At 62.9% G+C, this 16,386-nt stretch carries 16 protein-coding genes; 7 read left to right on the plus strand and 9 right to left on the minus strand.

Annotation, left to right across the window (positions count from 1 at the left end; all coding sequences use genetic code 11):
• Nucleotides 1–25: 25 nt before the first annotated feature.
• The 3 genes from HALLA_RS13990 to HALLA_RS14000 all read right to left on the minus strand — a co-directional run bounded on the left by HALLA_RS13990 (nucleotide 26) and on the right by HALLA_RS14000 (nucleotide 2,789).
• Nucleotides 26–736 carry a hypothetical protein gene (locus HALLA_RS13990; RefSeq protein WP_049953929.1) on the minus strand — a complete coding sequence of 237 codons (711 nt, stop codon included), beginning with the start codon at nucleotides 734–736 and terminating at the stop codon, nucleotides 26–28.
• A 54-nt stretch (nucleotides 737–790) separates the two neighbouring features.
• A complete protein-coding gene (locus tag HALLA_RS13995; RefSeq protein ID WP_049953930.1) occupies nucleotides 791–1,981 on the minus strand; it encodes an inorganic phosphate transporter in 1,191 nt (396 codons plus the stop codon).
• A gap of 85 nt (nucleotides 1,982–2,066) precedes the next feature.
• Nucleotides 2,067–2,789, minus strand: coding sequence for a DUF5828 family protein (locus HALLA_RS14000; protein WP_049953931.1), 723 nt, complete (start codon nucleotides 2,787–2,789; stop codon nucleotides 2,067–2,069).
• A 115-nt stretch (nucleotides 2,790–2,904) separates the two neighbouring features.
• Between HALLA_RS14000 and upp the strand changes: the two genes are divergently transcribed.
• Entirely contained in the window at nucleotides 2,905–3,582 is a 678-nt protein-coding gene (gene upp, locus HALLA_RS14005; protein WP_049953932.1) for a uracil phosphoribosyltransferase, read from the plus strand.
• 49 nt (nucleotides 3,583–3,631) lie between these two features.
• Here the strand turns inward: upp and HALLA_RS14010 are convergent, their stop codons facing one another.
• From HALLA_RS14010 to HALLA_RS14025, 4 genes are all read right to left on the minus strand, one after another.
• Nucleotides 3,632–3,832 (minus strand): YgaP family membrane protein, encoded by a 201-nt coding sequence (locus HALLA_RS14010; RefSeq protein ID WP_049953933.1) that lies wholly within the window; start codon nucleotides 3,830–3,832, stop codon nucleotides 3,632–3,634.
• 195 nt (nucleotides 3,833–4,027) lie between these two features.
• Nucleotides 4,028–6,121, minus strand: a complete 2,094-nt coding sequence (locus HALLA_RS14015; protein ID WP_049953934.1) for a S9 family peptidase — start codon at nucleotides 6,119–6,121, stop codon at nucleotides 4,028–4,030.
• Nucleotides 6,122–6,207: 86 nt separating this feature from the next.
• The gene (locus HALLA_RS14020; RefSeq protein WP_049953935.1) at nucleotides 6,208–6,816 is read right to left on the minus strand and encodes an IMPACT family protein; all 609 of its coding nucleotides are present in this window, start codon (nucleotides 6,814–6,816) and stop codon (nucleotides 6,208–6,210) included.
• A 72-nt stretch (nucleotides 6,817–6,888) separates the two neighbouring features.
• Nucleotides 6,889–7,392 carry an amino acid-binding protein gene (locus HALLA_RS14025; RefSeq protein ID WP_049953936.1) on the minus strand — a complete coding sequence of 168 codons (504 nt, stop codon included), beginning with the start codon at nucleotides 7,390–7,392 and terminating at the stop codon, nucleotides 6,889–6,891.
• 135 nt (nucleotides 7,393–7,527) lie between these two features.
• On the opposite strand from HALLA_RS14025, the gene HALLA_RS20680 reads away from it, so the two are divergent.
• Complete coding sequence (locus HALLA_RS20680) at nucleotides 7,528–8,394, plus strand: hypothetical protein (RefSeq protein WP_049953937.1); 867 nt, start codon at nucleotides 7,528–7,530, stop codon at nucleotides 8,392–8,394.
• A 145-nt stretch (nucleotides 8,395–8,539) separates the two neighbouring features.
• On the opposite strand, the gene hisB is transcribed toward HALLA_RS20680, so the two are convergent.
• Complete coding sequence (gene hisB / locus HALLA_RS14035; protein WP_049953938.1) at nucleotides 8,540–9,133, minus strand: imidazoleglycerol-phosphate dehydratase HisB; 594 nt, start codon at nucleotides 9,131–9,133, stop codon at nucleotides 8,540–8,542.
• A 267-nt stretch (nucleotides 9,134–9,400) separates the two neighbouring features.
• Between hisB and HALLA_RS14040 the strand changes: the two genes are divergently transcribed.
• Complete coding sequence (locus HALLA_RS14040) at nucleotides 9,401–9,673, plus strand: hypothetical protein (RefSeq protein WP_049953939.1); 273 nt, start codon at nucleotides 9,401–9,403, stop codon at nucleotides 9,671–9,673.
• A gap of 179 nt (nucleotides 9,674–9,852) precedes the next feature.
• Complete coding sequence (locus HALLA_RS14045; protein ID WP_049953940.1) at nucleotides 9,853–11,352, plus strand: TrkH family potassium uptake protein; 1,500 nt, start codon at nucleotides 9,853–9,855, stop codon at nucleotides 11,350–11,352.
• 198 nt (nucleotides 11,353–11,550) lie between these two features.
• Here HALLA_RS14045 and hisA read toward each other — a convergent pair whose 3' ends face one another.
• The gene (hisA, locus tag HALLA_RS14050) at nucleotides 11,551–12,282 is read right to left on the minus strand and encodes a 1-(5-phosphoribosyl)-5-[(5-phosphoribosylamino)methylideneamino]imidazole-4-carboxamide isomerase (RefSeq protein ID WP_049953941.1); all 732 of its coding nucleotides are present in this window, start codon (nucleotides 12,280–12,282) and stop codon (nucleotides 11,551–11,553) included.
• Between the two features lie 150 nt (nucleotides 12,283–12,432).
• Here hisA and HALLA_RS14055 point away from each other — a divergent pair, with 150 nt between their 5' ends.
• From HALLA_RS14055 to HALLA_RS14065, 3 genes are all read left to right on the plus strand, one after another.
• Entirely contained in the window at nucleotides 12,433–13,614 is a 1,182-nt protein-coding gene (locus HALLA_RS14055) for an inorganic phosphate transporter (RefSeq protein WP_174887900.1), read from the plus strand.
• A gap of 162 nt (nucleotides 13,615–13,776) precedes the next feature.
• Entirely contained in the window at nucleotides 13,777–14,166 is a 390-nt protein-coding gene (gene fer, locus HALLA_RS14060) for a ferredoxin Fer (RefSeq protein ID WP_049953943.1), read from the plus strand.
• Between the two features lie 260 nt (nucleotides 14,167–14,426).
• A complete protein-coding gene (locus tag HALLA_RS14065; RefSeq protein ID WP_049953944.1) occupies nucleotides 14,427–16,376 on the plus strand; it encodes an ATP-binding protein in 1,950 nt (649 codons plus the stop codon).
• The last annotated feature ends 10 nt before the right edge of the window (nucleotides 16,377–16,386 follow it).

A 16,386-nucleotide genomic window follows, 5' to 3' on the forward strand; every position in this document is an offset into this window, starting at 1 on the left:
CAAACCGGGACTGCAGGACCCGTCGTCAGTTTTCCCGAGCGACGAGTTCCTGTACTTCCGTGGCGATTTCGGGCGGGACGGCGATCGTCCGCGGTCCTTTGACGTACCGTCCGTCGGGCTGGGCGTACTCGAGGCTCAGTATCGCCGCGTTTCCGACGCGGTATATCGAAACGTCCTCGATCACCGAGAGGTCGATCGCCTGATCGGGATCGTGGAGGTAGATCGTCCGTTCTTCGTAGTCGAGCGATCCGACGGATCGGAGAAACGACGACAGCGCGAGTGCGACGAGCGCGAGCGGAATCGTCAGCGCTGCCAGCAGCGTAAACGGACCAGCCCCCAGCGCCAGGAGTTCGTTCGTTGAGACGTAGCGTCCGATCGCCATGAGGACCACGATGGCTCCGGCCATCACGAGCATTCCGAGCGCGGCGTCGAGCGCTCGATCGAGACTCGTTCCGCTCGGCGCGCTGATCGGCAGTCGTTCGGTTACCCGCTCGAGTCGCCGTTCGGTATTGCTCCCGAACGCGAACACGAGAATCGCGACGATCAACGCGCCGAACGCGGCGATGATGATCGATTCGCCACCGAGTTGGCGTGCCAGATCGTACAGTCGCCAGAAGACGATGATGAGCGCGGCGGCGAAAAACGTCCCAGCGCCGAGTGACCACAAAATACGAACGGTTCGCGACGTCGCGGCGTCCCGTCGCCACTGAACCGGGTTGGAATCGTCCACTGCCATACTGGAGTTCGCCGCTATTCGTGTAAATGCCGTTCGGTATCGTTTCTCGTCTGCTCACAGGAACAGCGACGAGATGATCCAGTAGCCGGTAAAGGAGACGAGGATCGATCCTGCGAGCGAAAGCACCCACGCGAGCACTGTATACCCCATCTTTCTGGCGCTCACGCCACCGCCGGCCGTCGATGCGGCGTAGCCGCTTCCGATGATCGAACTCACGATGATCTCGTTGAACGAGACGGGAATGCCGAACAACACGGCGACCTGTGCGATCGCGAACGAGGGGATCAACGCGGCGATCGATCGACGCGGCCCGAGCGAGGAGTAGTCCTGCGAGATCGCTTTGATCATCCGCGGCGCGCCGGTCCACGACCCGATCAGGAGACCGACTCCGCCGCCGAGCAACAACGCGATCAACGGGATCTCGAGATCGCCCGAGACCGGGACCAGCGGTCCGATCGCGAGGCCGACCTGACTGCCGCCCGCCGAGAACGCGACGAGTCCGCCGAGAACGAGCAGGAAGTGTCGTTCGCCCCGCTCGGTCCCCTTGTCGAGATCGAACCCGACGACGACGCCCCAGAGTACTGCGATCACAAGGGTTACGACGAGAACCGATGGCGTCGGTCCGAGCGGCACCCATCCGCCGATCGCCTGTGCGAGCGATCGACCCTCGCCCGCCGGACCAAGGATGGCGAACTCGATGTTGGCGATCACCGCGCCGACAAGTGCGGCGAGCCCGATTATCAGCCGCTCCTCGCGGATCGGTTCGTCGCGCAGCATTCGTGCGATCGTGTACGCGATTCCGCCGCCAACAAACGGCGTCAGCACCCAGAGCGTGGCGATCTCCGTGTACTTCGCCCAGGCCGGATCGCCCGCCATCGCCAATCCGACGCCGATCACCGCCCCCGTCGAGGTAAACGCCGTCGCGATCGGATACCCGGCGAAGACGCCGATCGCAACCAGCGTCGCCGCGACGCTGAGCGACACCACGGCGGCGATCGGCGTCAACGTCACGCCTTTGATAAGTTCGTTTCCGACGGCCTCGGAGACGTTCGCGCCCTGTAACACCGCGCCGGCGAAGCCGAGTAACCCGACAAAAAACCCGGCTCGCATCACCGAAATTGCGTTCGCACCGACTGCCGGAGCGAACGGCGTCGAGCCGCTCGAGCCGGCACCGATCGACCAGGCCATAAAGAGGGCCGCGAGTGCGGCCACGAGAAACGTCCCAATCGTCGCGATATCGACCATTTATACGGGATTACCAGCGGATGCTACAAGTGTGTGCCGGCCTGTCGCCGACAGAACTTCCTCGAGGCCACAGCGTCGACGCGATTCAGTTCGTCGTCGATTTCGAGTTGTCGTCCGGCTCCGGCGGCGGTTCCGCGCCCTCGATGGCTTCTGCAGCTTCCGTATCTTTCTCCGTGACGACGTGCCACCGATCGACCTCGTCCTCGTAGTCCGCGAGCGAATCCGAGACGTCGTCTTTGAGCTCGTCGTCGTTGACGTTGATCTCGAAGACGAACGATTCGCCGTTGTCGGCACCGCGGGCCGACTGCTGGATGTTGGCGCTGATGAGTTCGTTGTCGAAGTAGTAGGGCGCGAGCTGGGTCATCACGTTCTGATAGACGGTGTCCTCGACTCGTCGGAGCGCCTTCCGGCTCGCCGAGTCCGCGGCTCGCGCGACGTAATCGATCGACTCTTTCCAGTTGTCGACGGCGGCTTCGGCGTCGTCTTCCTCTAGCTGCTCGTAGGATTCCGATAACTTCTCGCCCGCCGTTTTGATGTCTTCGTCGGGATCTTTTCCGGCCTTTTCTCCCTTTCCTTCTTCGACGCTCGCCTGATCTGCGGTTTTCTCGCTGACGTCTCTTTCGAGCGTTTCGTGGGCCTTCGGCCGCCACTCCTCCCACTCCTCGAACGCTCGAGCGAAGCGCGCCCCGTAGTCGTGATCGGGGTCGTGGACGCCGGCGTCTCTCAGTGCGCGCGTGACCCGCTCGCCGTGTTCGACGACGGTCGCCCAGTCACCGCGGACTTTGAAACCCGAGATGCTTTCTTCCATTCGATTGGGCGAGTGGTATGGCGCGAAGCGGTATAAACTTCTCCGCCGGGGGGATACCTGCGACCGCTCGAATCGGATCGATACCATGAACTATCCTGCCGAGCGCTGTACTACTATGCCGATAGACAAGCGGGACAACGCCTACGTCGTCACCCACGCACTGGCGAAAGATACGCTCTCGAGGATCCGGGACGTCGAGACCGAGCAGGTCGGGTTCCGGAAGGGCCTGGTCAAACTGGGCCGCATCTGTGGCTACGAGATCATCGACGGTCGCATGGAAACCGAGTACGCCGAGATCGAAACGCCCCTCGAGCCGACGATGGGCGAGCGCGTCAAGGGACTCGACAACGTCGTCATCATCAACGTCTTGCGCGCGGCCACTCCCTTCGTGGAAGGACTGCTGAAAGCGTTCCCGCGCGCGAGACAGGGCGTCATCAGCGCGAGCCGAGACGAAGCGGCCGGCCAGGACGAGGACGGCTCGTTCCCGATCACCATCGACTACGTGAAACTCCCCGAGATCCACGAGGAGGATACCGTCATCGTCGCCGATCCGATGCTCGCGACGGGAAGTACGATGTGTGCCGTCTTGGATCACGTCGTCGCGAACTCCGTCGACCCCGAGCACCTCATCGTTCTCTCTGCAGTTTCTGCGCCGGACGGCTTGCTCCGCGTCGACGAGGAGTTCGAGCAGGTCGATCTGCTCACCGTCTCGATCGACGACCGGCTCGACGACGACGGCTTCATCGTCCCCGGCCTGGGCGACGCGGGCGACCGCGCGTTCCGAACGACCTGATTGTCGATTCGTCGTCGTTCTGCCGCTGCTCTCACTTCTGGTGTCGTTCTCACTCGCCGTCGCAGGTATCGATCCCGAGGAGGGCGTTCACTGGACACCGCTGAATAATCGCGGTCGCGAGGATGTCGCTCCCGGCGATGAACGCGAGCGCGCCGATCGTCTCCGCCCGATTTCGGTAGCCGTAGCCGAGCAGGACGAGTCCGCCCACGAGGCGAACGAGCCGATCCGCGCCGCCGACGTTTCGGTCCATGGACACGGCTTGGCTCCGCCGGTTCCTAACGGTGTCCCCGTCAATCGTCTGTACGTCGTCTCCGCCCCGCCGATCGACACCCTTGTTTCACCTCGAGCGAGCCCGCTATTCGTCCGCGATTGAACCCTTTCGTTTCGCCTCGAATCCCGGGGCCTGCATGCGATCTGTCTGCTCGCAGTTGCAGTCGAATCGTACCTATGTCGTCGGCTCTGCATTCTCGTCGGGACGACCCTCGCTCCCGTCTCCGCGTTTGCCGCCGCGTAGACCCTCCCCTCGTTCACGCTCGAGCGCCGGCGGATCCTCGCGGTGGCTCGAGTAGCCGTCGAACCAGCGAACGATGCGCTCGAGGCGGTCGACGACGTGCGCCGGCTCCCCGCTGCGAGAGAGTTCGTGTCCCTCTCGCGGATACCGCACGAGGCGGGTGTCGACGCCGTGTTTCTGGAGACCGAGGTAAAACAGCTCCGCGGTGTTCGCGGGCGTCCGGTAGTCGTTATCGGCGTGCATCACGAGCGTCGGCGTCTCGACGTCCGCGACGTGGGCGGCGGGCGAGCGTTTCCAGAGGTGTTCGGGGTCGTCCCACGGCGTCGTTCCGAAATCGCCCTCGATGAGTTTGAACGCGTCCGTCGAGCCGTAGAAGCCGGTGAGATCGTAGACGCCGCGCTGGGAAACCGCCGCCCGAAACCGGTCCGTCTGCGTGACCGTCCAGGCGGCCATGAAGCCGCCGAAGCTGCCGCCGGTCACGTACGCGTCGCTCTCGTCGACGTACTCGCGGGCGCAGACTTCATCGACGCCGGCGAGGACGTCGGTCAGCGTTACGTCGCCCCAGTTCCGTTCGATCGCCGCCATGTGCTCCTCGCCGTACCCGGTCGAGCCTCGAGGGTTACACCAGAAGACGACGTAGCCGGCTGCGGCGAGCGCCTGAAACTCGTACCACATCGTCCCCGAGGTGGTCCACTGGAGGTGCGGGCCGCCGTGGATCTCGACGGCGAGCGGGTACACGTCGTCCTCGTCGAACTCGGGCGGCGTGAGCACCCACCCCTGAATCGCTCCCGCCTCGCCGTCGATCCACACCTCCTCGGGCTGGGAAACGGCGCGGTCGGTGAGATACTCGTCGTTGGCGCGAGTCAGCCGCGTCGTCTCGTTGCCGCCTCGAGTCGTCGCGAAGACGTCGCCGGGGTGGTCCCACTCGCTCTGGACGAACGCGATGGCGTCCGGGCCGACCGAGAAGTCCTCGACGGTGACGCCCTCGCCGTAGACCGGCGTCGGTGGCTCGCTCGCGTCGCCGGGGACCGAAAAACAAACGACAGAGCCCTCGTCCGGCGCGGTAAAGTACAGCGACTCGCCATCCGGTCCCCACTCGACGTGACCGTCATGTGCGAGATCCCGATCGAGCGATTCCGTCGGCGTCGTCTCCGTGCCAGTTTCCCGATCGTGAACGCGAATCTGGGTCTGGGCCAACGTTAACCGTTCTTCCGGGGCGTAGGGATAGGCAACCCGACCGTCTTCGGTCGCCCACAGCGAGTCGACCCATCCGGTCGTCTCCGCGAACGCCTCGACCGCTCCCGACTCGAGGTCGCACTCGAGCAGGTCGAACGTCACCGAATCGTCCGGCGAGCGGTCGCCCTCGACTGCCTTCCGCGCGTAGTAGACCGTGTTGCTGTCTCCCCACGTCGGTCCGACGTGGTCCGCGTCGCCGTCCGTGAGTCGCTCGATTGCGGACGCGTCGTCCGCGCTCTCGAGCGCCCGTTCCACGTCGAGAACGTAGACGTGCGCCCGTTTCCCGTCGAGGTACTGCGTTCCGGCCCGGTAGATCATACGGTCGATCACGCGCGGATCGGGCGCTTCCGGTTCGTAGTCGGGCTCGACCGCGAGGTCCCGGCCTTCCTCCCGGTCGGCCTCCGTCACGGACTGGGCGAACAGGATCTTCGTCCCGTCGGGGCTCCACTCGAGGCCGGAAACGCCGCCGCCGACGCTCGTCACCTGCCTCGCCTCGCCGCCGTCTGCGGGGAGGACCCACAGCTGTGGGCGGTCGTCGTCCGCACCTCGAGTGCTGACGAACGCGAGATATTCTCCGTCGGGGCTCCACCGGGGTTCGCCGTCGACGCCGTCGGCGATAGTGAACTGCCTCGAGTCGGCCCCGCCGAGCGAGACGACGTGAATCGTCGCTTCGTAGCGCTCTTCGTCCGTCGGAACGCTCTCGACGTAGGCGATACGTTCGCTGTCGGGCGATATATGGGGACTCCCGACCTGCATGAGGTCGTTGTAATCGTCGGCGGAAACCGTTCTCATGATGAATGTCACCTCCGCACACGAATTAGCAGTTTCGATTCGATAGTAGCTCGCCGCCGCACACGAATCGGATCCTGGTCAGATGTTCACTCGAGGTCCACTCGACCGCTCGTCGCACTCCGAAGCCGGTCCTCGAACGCTTCGCGCTCGGCGAGCGGAACGCGAACGTCGAACGAGACCTCGGCCTCGTAGGTCGCGCCGAACTCGTAGCCCTCGCTCTCTATGATTCCTCTGACGGTTCCGGAGTCGTCGTACTCGACGGTGATCGCGATTCGTTCGTGGGGCCGTTCTTCGACGATGCCCGCCGCCTCGACGGCGTCTTTGACCGCCCTCGAGTAGGCCCGGACGAGGCCGCCGACGCCGAGGTTCGTTCCGCCGTAGTACCGCGTCACGACGACCGCGCAGTTCTCTACGTCTTCTTGCTCGAGGACGTTCAGCGCCGGCTTCCCCGCGGAGCCCGAGGGTTCGCCGTCGTCGCTCGAGTACTCGCGCAGAAAGTCCCCGTCCGCGTCGGCTCGCACCCGATAGGCGGGCACGTTGTGGGTCGCATCTGCGTACTCCCGCTCGACCGTCTCGACGAACGCCTCCGCCGCGTCGACGGATTCGACGGGCCGGGCGTGGCCGAGAAACTCCGATCCCTGGACGACGAACTCGGCGGTGGCGGGTTCGGCGATGGTGCGGTAGGTGTCGGTCACTGGTGGATGCGATGGTGTCGACCGTGCGGTGTGTCGATCGGAGCTTGCGTTCCGTTTAGGCGTACGATTCCGTTACTGGAGTTCGATCTTGCGGACGAACGTGATCTCGCGCAGGTCCGTAAAGAGATCGCCCGGAAGTTCCTCGTCGGTGACGAGGTACAGACGCGGGTCGTCGGTGAACTCGGGATCCTCGCTGATCGTCTGGCGGATCGAGATGTCGTGATCTGCCAGCAGGCCCGTGATCGTCGCGACGATGCCTTTCTCGTCCGCGTCGTCGACCTCGATCGAGAGGACGGTCAGATCGAGCACGGGTGCGAGGTCCATCAGGCTCGGAACCTGCGAGATGTTCTGGAAGATCCGGCGCAGTTCCGGATCCTCGAGGATCGCGTCGGTCGTCGAGTCGACGACCCGCCGGTCGACGTCTATCTCCCGGGCAATCCCCGTGTTCGGAATTTCGATCCCGCCGGAGACGACGCGGCCCTCGTCGTTGACGGAGAACCCGCGCTCGAGTAGCAGGCGGATAACCGCCTGCTGGCTCGGCGATCCCTCGAACTTCTCCATGATCTCGTCGAACATTCGTCCGCGAGTGTATGCGGGCCGTGGTATAATGTCCGGCGGTCGCTCGGCGTGGCCCCGACGGAATCGTCTCGCTCGTCCCGCCGACCCCGCGTCTGACGGACGTTTTTGAGGCCGTAGCCGAAACGACTCTCCATGCGCGCACTCAGCCGCTGTGATTTCTGCGGAGCCGACGCCGCCGGGACCTTCGAACTGCTGCCGCCCGAACTCGAGCCGACCGAAGACGAACAGCGCCGCGTCGTCCTCTGTCAGGAGTGTTCAACGCGACTCGAGGACCTCCTCAAACCGCTGTTGGTCCGCGCCGGTGTCGAGTCGGCCGACGAGATGACCGCAACCGATTCGGACCGCCCGACCGATTCGAGCCAGCCAGATCATTCCCCCGCCGACTCCCCGACCACCGACTCTCCGTCCGCCGATTCGAGCGAACTCGAGACGGTCGACGAGGACGCGCAATCAGATTCCGCGGAGTCCAGTCGACCGGCCGTGATCGACGTGAACGCGGCCAAAACGGATCCGGACGAGAACGAGGCCGGTACGGATGCTGATTCGACCGAGTCCGAGGCGGCCGCCGAACCTGATCAACCGAATTCCTCGGAGCCGACCGCGGCGACCGACCACGGGATCACGCTCGAGCGCACCGCCGATGCGGAGTCGTCCACGGGAACTTCGACTGCGGACTCCCCGGTCGAGGACGATACCGACTCGAGTGCGGATGAGGCACACGATACTGACTCGAGCACTGATGAAGACCGAGATGCCGAGAGCGCCGCCGACGATGGTGGTTCCTCGAACGCCGCCGATTCGGGAACCAGCCCGCCGCGAGGATACGGGAAAGTTATTCGGCTCCTTCGAAACCGGGAGTTCCCCATGGCCCGCGGCGACGTCGAAACGCTCGCTGCCGGGGCCTACGATCTCGAGCCCCACACCGTCGAGGAGATCATCGAGTATGCGTTCGAGGACGGTGAATTCCAAGAAGACGGCGATCAACTCGTCCGTCCGTAGACGGTACCCGCGAGCCATCCATCGTAGGCGCGCACGTTTCTCGCTCGTAGTCGATCATCAGCGGCGTTCGAAACGTCTCTTCGCAGCAATTAGCTCCGGCCGATCCCGAGTAATCGCTGTCCCCGCTGTCACGTCGTCGACTGTCTCACTCCGAGAGCGTCCCCTTGGTGCTCGGCGCACCTTCGCGGCGCTCGTCGAACCGCGTCGCGTCGTCGAGCGCTCGAGCGAGCGCCTTGAACAGCGCCTCGACTTCGTGGTGGCCGTTCTCGCCCTCGACCGCCAGGTGAAGCGTTAGGCCTGCGTTCATCGCCAGCGATTCCCCGAAGTGTCGGGCCATGTCACTCGTGAACTCGCCGATCTGATCCTGCGAGAACGACCCGTCGAAGTAAAACCGTGGACGGCTGCTCACATCGACGATCGCCGAACCAACGGCTTCGTCCAGCGGCACCCGGCGATCGGCGTACCGAACGATTCCCGTTCGGTCGCCGAGCGCGTCCGACAGCGCCGTCCCGAGAACGATCGCGACGTCCTCGACCGTGTGGTGGTCGTCGATCTCGAGATCGCCGTCACAATCGACCTCGAGGTCGAACAGGCCGTGTTTGGCAAGCGCCGTTAGCATGTGATCGAAGAATCCGATTCCGGTCTCGACGTCAGCCCTGCCGCTTCCGTCGACCGCGAGTGTACACTCGATCGTCGTCTCGGCCGTCTCTCGGGTGACGGTCGCCGTTCGCTCGCTCATGGCCCAACGAGGGGGCTGGCAGTACAAGGCGATTGCGCTCGCTGCGCGGCCCTGACCGGTACTCTTCGCCCGCCGTCGGATCCTTCGAACGAATGCATGAAACTCTCTCAAAATGGCCGATAAAATGTCTAAAGATTCCTAAGGGCGTAACGAAACGTCGGATGACTGGGCCTACTTGCGTAAAACGGATCGAAATTACGCCAACCTTCTCCCTATTATATGTTACTGCCGGTGAGAGTCATGAATAACCGAGGTGAACTCTCCACGATGTCAAACTCTTCCCCGCTCCCCAACGAATCGATCGCTCAGCCGTCCCCTGAGACGGATCGAGGTACCGACGCCTTTCACCGACTCGTCCGAACGATCAAACAACCCGCCCAGTTCCTCTCGTTCTGGGCCGCGATTGCATTGCCGTTCGTTCACGTCCCGCTACTCGCACAGGGCCTGGGCGATCCGACAGTTACGATGACGTTTCTTACGCTCCTCGCGATCAACGTCCTCGCCCTCTATTTCGGTCACGGCTACAACGAGTCGCCGTGATTCGTCTGGCGGTCGCTGCCCTCCAATCTTAGTCTTTCCCCACTGCCCTCTACTCTCTCCACAACTTCTCCAATCACTCCCCACCACGCCTTGCTCTGCTTTGTCGGGCTGAAATCGATGCTCGCTGGTGAATCGCCGACCGAACCGATTATTTCCTCCCCGACGTACGGTCTGACTCGATGAGGATTCGCGTCGACTGGCGCTCGAGTTGCAGTCTCTCCGGAACGGTGTTGAAGTGGCTCGCCGTTCCGCTTTCAGCCCCCCTCGTTCTGGCCGTGATCGACGGCTCGGACCCGACGCCGTTCGTGGTGGCCGTCATCGTCACCGCACTCGTCGGGTTGTCACTCGAGCGCCTCAGCGTGGACCGGGATCTGGGCCAGCGCGAGGCGTTTCTGATGGTCGCACTGACGTGGCTCTGTGTCGCCGTCATCGGCGCGATACCGTTTTTCGTCGCGGGCGTTGGCACGCTCGCACACCCGATCAACGCGCTCTTTGAGAGCACCAGCGGGCTCACGACCACAGGGGCGACCGTCCTTGAGGACTTCGACGCCCACTCGAGGGCGATCATGCTCTGGCGACAACTCCTTCAGTGGCTCGGCGGGTTGGGTATCCTGGTCGTCGCTATCGGTCTGCTCTCGAACCTGATGGTCGGTGGTGCGCAGTTGATGGAGACCGAAACGCAGACCAGAAACGTCCGGAAACTGCGCCCGCACATCGCCGACACTGCACGGCTCATCTGGGGGCTGTACGTCGGCCTCACCGTCCTCGCCGCGGCGACCTTTTACGCACTCAATCGGCTCGGTGTGGCACCGGAGATGACCCTCTTTAACGCCGTCTCGCACGCGCTCACGAGCGTCTCAACGGCCGGCTTCTCGCCGGAGGCCGAAAGCGTCGGCGCGTTCTCACCGATCGTCCAGTGGTCGTTCGTCCCCTTCATGATCCTCGGCGCGACGAACTTCGTGTTGCTCTACTACGTCGTGCAGGGCAACTATTTCCAGCCGCTGAAAAACGAGGAGTTTCGCTTCTACGTCGGCGTTCTGGCCGCGTTCAGCCTCCTCGTCGTCGGGGTTCTGTCCGTCGACTCGTCGTTCGATCGGGGCCTCGAGCCGACGATCCGCCACGGCGTGTTCAACGTCGTCTCGATGGTCACGACGACCGGGTACGCTTCGGTGGATTTCGACCTCTGGTCGTCCGGCGCGAAGCACATCCTCTTTCTGTGTATGTTCCTCGGCGGGATGGCGGGAAGTACGACCTGTTCGATCAAGTTGCTGCGCTGGCTCGTCGTTCTCAAGACCCTCTACCGCAACCTGTTTACGTCGATTCACCCGCAGGCGGTCCGCCCCGTCAGGCTCGGCGACAGCGTCGTCGACGAGGACACGATCACCGACATCTTCTCGTACGTGTTGCTCGTGCTCGTCATCTTCTTTCTCCTGACGATCGTCGTCGTCGTCGACGCCGCTCGAGACCCCTCAACCGCCGTCTCGGAGTTCGACGCGCTCGGGGCGGCGGCCTCGATCTTCCTCAACATCGGCCCCGCGTTCGGGATGGCTGGTCCCATGGGAAGCTACGAAGGGTTTTCCGTGTTCTCGAAGTCCGTCATGATCGTCATGATGTGGATCGGTCGCATTGAGATCATCCCCGTGCTCGTGTTGCTGACCCCGGCGTTCTGGAAGTCCTAGTAGACGAAGTTTTGCCGAGGGCGCGGCTCCGCCCTCGGCAAAACTTCGATGAAAAGCACTCCTCTCTCCCCGGTGGGTCGGTCGTCGGCCCGCTCGGCCGCTCCGCGGCCTCGCGGCACAATATTCGTGAACCGCCTGCCCTTCCCCGGATCGCGCGCGTCTCGTATGACTCGACGCTCGTTCTCGGCCACTGCCCGCTTACTCGTCAACAGCGGCTTGTGCCTCCTCGAGCGAGAAATTGCCCTCGTAGAGCGCACTGCCGACGACGACGGCGGCTGCGCCGGCTTCCTCGAGCGCTCGCACGTCGTCCAGTGTGGCGACGCCGCCGCTGGCGACGACCGGAACGTCGGTGGCCTCGACGAGTTCACGGACGGGTTCAGTGGCGACGCCCTCGAGTTGGCCTTCCACGTCGACGTTCGTAAAGAGGATCGCGGCGGCTCCGAGGTCCTCGTAGCGTTCTGCGGCTTCGATCGGCGTCACGCCCGCCCCTTCCGTCCAGCCCTCGACGACGACTTCGCCGTCTTTCGCGTCGAGGCTCACGACTACCGAATTCGGCCGGCGCTCGCTGATTTCGGCGACGATGTCCGGATTCTCGACGGCGGCGGTGCCGAGGATGACCCGGTCGACGCCGCGCTCGAGCAGATCGATCGCGTCGTCGGCCGTTCGAATGCCGCCCCCCAGCTGTGTCGGAACGTCGACGGCGTCGACGACGGCGTCGATCGCCGTCGCGTTCGCTCGCTCCCCTTCGAAGGCTCCGTCGAGATCGACGAGGTGGAGCGTCTCCGCACCGGCGTCGATCCATCGGCGTGCGGCGTCGACCGGATCTCCGTAGCGCTTTTCCGTACCGCGCTCGCCCTGTACGAGCTGGACGACGTCTCCGTCCTGTACGTCGACGGCAGGGATCACTTCGAACGTCGGGAACTGGCTCATATCCGAACGCGCGATGCGAGCCGGGATAATCCCGTTGGTCCGGATCGAGTCCGATCGGGTCTCAGACTTCAGCCGTGTTGTTCTTCTAGGCCAGTCAGCGTCGGACAAAAATACGCGTCCTTTTAGGTCTCCCAGATGTATTTTGTAGACGTGACAGAAGTACTGTTATTCGTCGGAATCCTCGTTGCAATCTTCGTCGGATACAATATCGGCGGCGCGACGACTGGACCGGCGTTCGGCCCTGCTGTCGGTGCAAACATCATCTCGAAGGGGATCGCTGCAGCGTTGATGTCCGTCTTCTTTGCGATCGGTGCGTTTACGATCGGACGGGAAGTCGTCGATACGCTCGGAAACGAACTGGTGACGAGCACCGCCATCTTCACGCTCGAGGCGAACGTCGCCGTGCTCTTTTTCATCGGCGGCGCGCTCTTTATCGGGAACTACGCCGGCGTTCCCGCTTCAACCTCGATGACGGCGGTCGGCGCGATCGCCGCGCTCGGGCTCGCGACGGGCGAACTCAACGTCGCCGTCCTCGGAGAGATCGCGATCTGGTGGATCGTCGCGCCAATCATCGGCTTCTGGATCGGCGGCGTCGTCGGCCGATACTTCTACACGCGAATCAACGAGTGGGTGGCGATCGAAGAGAACACCTCGGAGTCGGCCCTGCTCACCCTCGATACCTCGGGATACGTTCCCCGCCTGAAGACCGTTGCCGGCGTCTCGAGACGGGAGTGGACCGGTTCGATTGTCGTGGTCGTTATCGGCTGTCTCATGGGATTTAGCTCGGGGACGAGCAACATCGCAAACGCCGTCGCACCCCTCGTAGGAAGCGGCGAACTCGCGGAGGATCCCGCCCTCATAATCGGGTCTATCGCGGTCGCGATCGGTGCGTTTACGATCGCTCGCCGAACCCTCGATACGCTCGGGAACGATATCACGAACCTGCCCCTGACCGCGGCGGTCGTTGTCGCCGTGATCAGTTCGACGATCGTCGTCGGTCTCTCTTGGATCGGCATTCCCGCGAGTTTCGTCGTCATCGCGACCATGGCCATCGTCGGTTTGGGCTGGGGCCGCGCAACCAGAACGACTCGCCTTTCCGACGCCGCTCGAGGAGAGGAGACGGCGGTTTCGGTCGGTGCGCTCACGGCCGACGAGGAGGGAGAGCCGTCCCCCAAGATCGGCGAGGAGAACGTCAGCGACATCCCGAAAGCGTCCGATCTGTTCGATCCGTCGACGACTGCTCGCGTAATCCTCATGCAAAACGTCGTTCCGATCATCTCCACGACCGGGGCGTTCCTCACGTTCCGATACGTTCCACTCTTTGGATTCTGACCGCACCCGGCGTTTTTGGAGATCTTTTTGATTTTGCCCCACTCACGGAGCGAAAACGAAACGATCGGTGTACTCTTCACCGGAAACCTCCCAGTCCTGCGTGAAAGACAATTTAGGACTGAACAGCAAGCTATACCAGTGCGGGACTCGAACCAGCGACTGATGCCCACCGTAGAATACCTCAACTACGAAGTGTTAGACGACCAGGGATGGGAGATGGACGACGACGACCTCTTCGAGACGGCGGCTGACGCCGGCCTCGACGAGGAAGACTACGGCACCCTCGAGGTCGCCGAAGGCGAGTACATTCTCGAGGCTGCCGAAGCCCAGGGCTACGACTGGCCGTTCTCCTGTCGAGCAGGCGCGTGTGCAAACTGTGCAGCCATCATCACGGAAGGCGAAATCGAGATGGACATGCAACAGATCCTCTCCGACGAGGAAGTCGAAGAGAAAAACGTCCGTCTGACATGTATCGGTTCTGCTGAGACCGACGAGGTCAGAATCGTCTACAACGCGAAACACCTCGACTACCTGCAGAACCGCGTCATTTAACGACCGAATCGCGAGTTTTGCAGACGACCGGGGTCCGTTACGATCCCGCTTTCTTGTACAATAGAGGGATATCGGAGTTTATCGTGGCGCTCGCTGGGAGCGTCGGCAGGCTGATTTTCGGCTCGCTCCACGCACGGACGTAGGTCCGACTTCTGGTACTTAACGCGTATGGGTAAACCCGTGTGATCATACCACAAAAATCAACTAATCTGTCCATTCGCGGCAAGACTTTACCGTAACCAGCCAGTACTGTGCCCGAAATGGGTTCGTCATCTGCGACCGGAACGGAACTCGAAACCAGAGTTCACCAACAGGACATCCTCGCGAAGCTTGGCTCTCGTGCTCTCGAAAGCGGCGATCCCGATCGATTACTCGAGGATGCAACGGACGAGATCGTCGCGTCGCTGGAGGCGGACCACTGTCACGTTCTCGAGTTACACCCGAACGGCGAGCAACTGCGCTCTCGAGCGGGTATCGGCGCGGACCCTGCGCCGATTGAACCCACAATGCGTTCGACGGCGTCCGACGGCCTGTTTGGCTATACGCTGCGTTCGGACGAGCCGGTTCTCGTCCCCGATTTCGGAACCGAAGATCGGTTTTCCGTCACTTCCAGCCACGTCGACCGCGGCGTCGTGAGTGCGATCACCGTTCGTATCGGCTCGAGTGACGATCCGTGGGGGGTTCTAGGTACGTACGCGACCGAGCCTCGAGCCTTCACCGAGCACGACGCTCGCTTCCTCGAGAACGTCGCTCAGCTTCTCTCGTCGGGGCTCGATGATCGGCAGACGACATCGGAGCGCGATACCGATCTGGCCGACGAGCGGATCCTCGAGACGTGCCCGGTCGGCATCACGGCGATCGATTCGGACGGCGGTATCGTGTTTGCTAACGAGTACGCTACTGACGTACTCGGAGGCCCTGCAGGCGATCTTCCGGGGTGCGTCGACGACGAATCGTGGGGGTTCGCCGGTCCGGATGGAAACGCGGTTTCTGTGAACGAAATTCCCTACACGCGTGCAAAACGAACCGGCGAACCAGTTACCGAGGAGGTACTCGGTATCACGAACGACGAGGGGACCCGCGTCTGGCTGTCGGTCGATTGCATGCCGCTTTTCGACGACGATGGTACCTTCAAGGGCGCTATCTGCGCGATGACGGACGTTACCGACCGAAAAGAACTCGAGGGGAGACTCGAGGAGATCCTCGGCCGGATCGACGACGCGTTCTGTGCGTTCGACGACGACCTTCGGTACACGCTCGTCAACGACCGCGCGGAGGAACTCCTCACCCACTCCGAAGACGAACTCCTCGGTAACACGATCTGGGAGATGTTCCCCGAGGCGACCGACGATCCGAACGTCCGCGAGAGTTTCGAGACGGCACTGGAGACCAACGAACCGACGAGTTACCAACACTACTACGAACCGCTCGGAAACTGGATCGAAGGGAACATCTATCCCTCCGAAACGGGCGTTTCGGTGTACTTTCGTGACATCACCGAACGCAAGGAGTACCAACAGCGACTCGAGCGATCGAACGAGCGCTTAGAGCAGTTCGCCTACGCCGCGAGCCACGACTTGCAGGAACCGCTTCGGATGGTCACGAGTTACCTGAACCTGATCGACAGGCGGTACGGCGACGACCTCGAGGACGACGCACAGGAGTTCCTCGCGTTCGCGGTCGACGGTGCCGAACGGATGCGCGAGATGATCGACGGACTGCTCGAGTACTCGCGCGTCGAGACGCGAGGGGAATCCTTCGATCTGGTCGACCTGAACGACGTCTTCGCGGATGCGCGACGGGATCTGATGGTACAGATCGAAGAGACCGACGCGCAGATTACTGTGGATTCGCTCCCCGTCGTCGAGGGAGATGGCAACCAGTTGCGACAGGTGCTTCAGAACCTCTTGAGCAACGCGCTCGAGTATTCGGGACAGAACCCGCCGCGTATCGATGTCTCGGCCACACGAGAGGGAGACACGTGGAAACTGCACGTTCGAGACAACGGCGTTGGAATCGAGCCGTCGAACGAGGACCGCATTTTTCAGGTGTTTCAACGGGTCTCCGATGGGGACGACCAAGCCGGAAGCGGCATCGGACTCGCACTCTGCAAGCGAATCATCGAGCGCCACGGCGGACGGATCGACGTCGATTCGGAACCCGGTGAGGGGTCGGTATTCACCGTGACGCTCCCGGTCGCAACCGACTGATCGGCGTCTC

It is taken from the genome of Halostagnicola larsenii XH-48, from assembly GCF_000517625.1.
Lineage (GTDB): Archaea > Halobacteriota > Halobacteria > Halobacteriales > Natrialbaceae > Halostagnicola > Halostagnicola larsenii.